At 64.9% G+C, this 3,454-nt stretch carries 4 protein-coding genes and 1 pseudogene; all 5 read right to left on the reverse strand.

Annotation, left to right across the window (positions count from 1 at the left end; all coding sequences use genetic code 11):
• The coding region (locus R6U53_RS11185) for a hypothetical protein (protein ID WP_410322447.1) at positions 1–434 on the reverse strand (434 nt) is incomplete at its 3' end.
• A gap of 71 nt (positions 435–505) precedes the next feature.
• A complete protein-coding gene (locus R6U53_RS11190; RefSeq protein WP_410322448.1) occupies positions 506–1,771 on the reverse strand; it encodes a sulfatase-like hydrolase/transferase in 1,266 nt (421 codons plus the stop codon).
• Positions 1,768–3,027, reverse strand: a complete 1,260-nt coding sequence (locus tag R6U53_RS11195; protein WP_410322449.1) for a sulfatase — start codon at positions 3,025–3,027, stop codon at positions 1,768–1,770. Before R6U53_RS11195 ends, R6U53_RS11190 begins: the two co-directional genes overlap by 4 nt.
• A complete protein-coding gene (locus tag R6U53_RS11200) occupies positions 3,020–3,223 on the reverse strand; it encodes a glycosyltransferase (RefSeq protein WP_410322450.1) in 204 nt (67 codons plus the stop codon). The genes R6U53_RS11195 and R6U53_RS11200 overlap by 8 nt, the downstream gene beginning before the upstream one ends.
• Before the next feature lie 28 nt (positions 3,224–3,251).
• Positions 3,252–3,413: pseudogene (locus tag R6U53_RS11205) on the reverse strand (adenine deaminase C-terminal domain-containing protein); the annotation flags it as partial.
• Between the last annotated feature and the right edge of the window lie 41 nt (positions 3,414–3,454).

Here is a 3,454-nt window from a genome sequence, read left to right on the forward strand (position 1 = left end):
TGGTCCGCCCGTTCGAGCGCCCGCTTTTCGAGCCGCTTGACGACCCGTTTAATCACCGGTGCTGCGGCGCTGTCAACGTGGTCGAACCGAGAGTATCCCAGGTCGTGCATATCGAGAACGTAGTTATCGACGCCGGCCAGCGTCCCGACACCGGCCAGCGTCGAGTGCTCTAACTGGAGAGTGGCGTTCCGCCTGTTGGCTTCCCGTGCGGCCGTTCGCGCCACTTTCGCGGCTCGTGCAACCGAGACTGACGGCGAGTCGACGTAGATACACTCGACGGATTCGAGTCGGTCCGGGACGGAGTCCGAAGGTGTCGGTGCCACGAGCGTCACGTCGACACCGCGCCCGGCCAGACCGCCGGCGAGCGCCGAGACGCGCTCGGTGCCTCCGCTCGGTTCCCCCATGTCACCGCCGTGGCCGATACAGAGTCGCATTCAACCCCACCCCCCGACACGCCAGGAGAGACGAACCACGCCTGCGCCGCCGAACTCCGCTTTCTCACGCCTCATAGCTGCGTGATCCCCTCGTTGACGGCGTCAGCGATACGGACGCGCTCCGTCTGGTGACTCCGATGGCGTCCGACGAGTGCCTCGAGCCGGCCTTCGAGCGGCTCGTGTTCGGACGTGAGGTTTCGCTGTTCCTCGGGATCGCGGCTGAGATGATAGAGTTCGGTTTCGGATTCCGCCGGCGTCTGGATGAGCTTCCAGTCGCGGGTCGTAATCGAGTTCAGGTGCCCGTCGTCGACGGCCGAGATGGCAAAGTCGGCCGTCTGCGCCGCGGGATCGAATGAACTCGGCTCCGTCAGCGCATCGATGAGGCGCGGCAGCCGTCGGATGGAAATCGGCTCCGAGACCCGCTCTCGAACGGGCACGTTGTGAACGATGAGAGGGACGTGGATGTTCTCCGTATACAGGCGCTGTTCGTGTCCGTACGTGCCGTGTTCGCCGAAGGCCTCGCCGTGGTCGGCGTGGACGACGAAGACCGGGTCCTCGGCCGCCGTGTCTTCCATCAGGCGGTCGAGGAACCTGTCGACGGAGCGGACGCTGTCCCTGTAGGCTCGACGGAGACGAGTATCGACCCAGTCGGGAATGGCCCCGTCAGACGCGAGTTCGCGGAACGACGCGTAGTACATTCCCAGCGCGGAACTGTCCTCGCGGTCCGTGTCGGGAACGATGTACGGCTGGTGGGTGTCGAGGAGAAACACCCACAGGAAGTACGGCTCGGGCGCCTCGCTGACCGCGTCGAGGATCGTCTCGTAGAAATCTGACCAGCGGATGAACCACTCGCGCTTGTTGAACCAGTAGAGCCGATCGCCGACCGCGGTGTCACTGAGTACGAGATCGGTGAGTCTGAACGTCGGCGGCCCGTACTCGCCGAGCGTCTCACCGTTGATTTGAACGAACTCGTCGAAGCCGCTGTCGAAGGCCGTGTCCTGCGTCCAGGGATTCACCGTCACACCGACCGTGTGATAGCCGCGCTCTCGGAGCCGTTCGGGGATGGTCTCGTGACGCCGCATGTGCTTCCGGATAACGGAGCGCCGACGCTCCCAGAAGTCACCCGCCTCCCCGGTGACGGGCGAGAGGTGCTCTCCAGTGAAGACGGCCGGCATCGAGGACGGTGTCCGTGGACCCGGTGCGACGGCACGCTCGTACTCGACCCCTTCATCGGCCATTCGTCGCATCGTCGGCGCGAGTTCGGCCCCCACCTCATCCGGCCCACAGTGGTCGGCTCGGAGGCTGTCGAGCGTCACGAGGACGAGATTCTCCGTCATATGCCGCCGACCTCCCCGGCCGCCTCGGTCAGACGGGCCAGTTCCACGCCGGATTCACGCGCCTGATCGACGACCGCTCGACAGAGCGCGGCGAGGTCGTCGTTGCGTATCGGCGCCTGCTCGCCGCGGCGTAGGTCGTACAGTTCCTGGCGGTCGTCGCCGTGGATGTACTTCGCGCGGCGACCCCGAGCGGCGAGCGAGTCGCCGCTCTTGCTTCGCGCGATCGCGAACGGTCGGCCGACGTCGGCAACCTCGCCGGTGGCCGCCAACTCCGTGAGCAACCTGGGGATCGACCGCAGCGAGACCGGTCCGTCCAGGTGACCGGAGGGCCCCCCGCCGATGACGAGCGGGACCCGGATGTTCTCCTCGTAGAGCTGGTCTTGGTGGGTGTAGGTGCCGTGCTCACCGAACGCCTCTCCGTGGTCGCCCGTGACGACGACGAGCGGGTCGTCGAGGTCTGCTTGGAGTCGCGCGAAGAACCGGTCCGTGTACCGGACCGCGTCGTCGTATGCCGTCGAGAGCTGCTCGTGGACCCGATCGTCGTAATCCCGCTGCTCCTCCAGATAGAGCCGGAGGTTCGCCTCGTACCCTCGCCAGCGCGACTGGGAACGGTACGCGTCCGTGGGCAGGTACGGGAAGTGAACGTCGAGCAGGAACACCCAGACGAAGTACGGTTCGGGGGCGCGTTCGATCCACTCGACGACGTCGTCGTAAAACGCCTCCCACGGTTTGAACACGTTCTCACGCTGCATCCAGCTCAAAACGAGCCGGAGCGCCGAGGCGCCCTTCGACCCCTCTCCGGAGAGCATCCGCTCGAATACCGTGCTGGAAACGTCTTCGGACATGTAGTCTTCGAAGTGGTCGAAGCCGGCGTCGAAGCCGAAGTACCGCGACGTCCACGGGTTCGGCGTAAATCCCGCCGTCGCGTACCCCTGACGCGAGAGCATCGCCGGGAGCGAATCCTGTGTCTCCATGTGCTTACGGATCTGGCCGCGAGCAGCGGTGAGTTCAGGCGTACCACCGGTGCTGTCGTCGTCGATCGCGAGCGGGTATTTACCGGTGAACATCGCGGGCAGCGACGCGGGCGTAATCGGACCGGGTGCGATGGCGTGTTCGACTGCGACGCCGTCGGCGGCCATCTCGTCGAGCGTCGGCGTCGTCGGCTCGTCGTACCCCATGAAGCCGCACCGATCGGCGCGGAGACTGTCGACCGTCACGAAGACGATGTTGCGGCCGGGGTTGGTCGAATCAGGCATCGGCTATCACCGTCTCGTAGAAGCCTCCCAACCGGTCCGTGATCGTCGGCCAGTCGTGTTCCCGTTCGACCAGGGCGCGGGCGTTGCGGCGATACCGCGTCTGTCGGTCCGGGTCGGCGAGCACCTCGAGCACGGCCCTCGCGAAGATCTCCGGCTCGTCTGCGAGCGACGCGTGTCGACCGTCCGTGACGTCGATTCCCTGTACGCCGAGCGTTCAAACCGAATCCCTTTACTATCCCTAGTCCGACGTTGCCGCTGGCCTCATGCCGTTCGACGACCACCAGCTTCAGGATATCTCTCTCCAGATCGGGCATAACTGTCCCGTCCACGACTTTCATCTTTTCTACCGTCTTCCTGGTGACTATCTGTCCCGGGATGATTTCGATAACTGGATAGCTTTCCTCACTGAGATTGCTTCGCTTCGCTC

The organism is Natronomonas sp., from assembly GCF_046483325.1.
In the GTDB taxonomy this organism is placed as follows: domain Archaea; phylum Halobacteriota; class Halobacteria; order Halobacteriales; family Haloarculaceae; genus Natronomonas.